General features: G+C 35.6%; 2 protein-coding genes and 1 pseudogene. All 3 read left to right on the top strand.

Features of this window, described 5'->3' with window-relative positions; genetic code table 11:
- Nucleotides 1-283, top strand: a pseudogene (locus tag AC3G7N_RS21040) (sodium-dependent transporter); the annotation flags it as partial.
- 1 nt (nucleotide 284) lies between these two features.
- Nucleotides 285-392: a methionine/alanine import family NSS transporter small subunit gene (locus tag AC3G7N_RS21035; protein ID WP_089062094.1), complete on the top strand. Its 108-nt coding sequence runs from the start codon at nucleotides 285-287 to the stop codon at nucleotides 390-392.
- 113 nt (nucleotides 393-505) lie between these two features.
- The coding region (locus AC3G7N_RS21030) for a DUF4870 domain-containing protein (protein WP_489424099.1) at nucleotides 506-719 on the top strand (214 nt) is incomplete at its 3' end.

Genomic DNA, 719 nt, shown 5'->3' with positions numbered 1-719 from the left:
CAATGAAATTTCTGACATCCAATTAGGGGCATGGTGGACCGTAAGCTTAAGTGTAATTACACCAATTGTCTTAGGTTATCAGATGTTTGGCTTATTTAAAGAAAACTTATTGAAACAATTTGATACTCCGACCGGCAACTATAGTGGGTATACGGATGCGTTTATCTTTTATGGTGGCTGGTTAATTGCCATCGGCGCAATCGTTGTAGGTATCCTATTGTCATTCAGCAAGTGGAGAGCTAACCGCGAATTTAAAGATCAAGCTTCTAAGGGAGGCGAATAATATGAGTGCCAGTGCAATCTTTGTTATGGTATTAGGTATAGTTATTATTTGGGGCGGACTTGCGGCGAGTATTATCAATGCCGTTAAGAAAGCTAAACAGGCAAAATAAGGTTCATTAAAAACCATTGCGGTTGTAAATCACAACTGCAATGGTTTAACTATGTTATAGGTAAATTATATGGTAGGATAACAAATGAAATATGCATGTAAAGGGGTGAACCTATGTCTGATTATAACCAAGTATCAAATGATGAACGTTTACTTGCGATGTTACTTTATCTGGTAAGCTTTCCATTGCCTATATTGGGGCCATTAGTCATTTGGCTGATTAAAAGAGATGGATCGGCATTTATCGACTATCATGGTAAAGAATATTTTAATTTTTTCATATCCTACAGTATCTATGCATTTATTAGTACTATATTAATTATTTTAT

The organism is Virgibacillus carmonensis, assembly GCF_057836705.1.
This window is presented reverse-complemented; position numbering and strand designations above follow the sequence as displayed.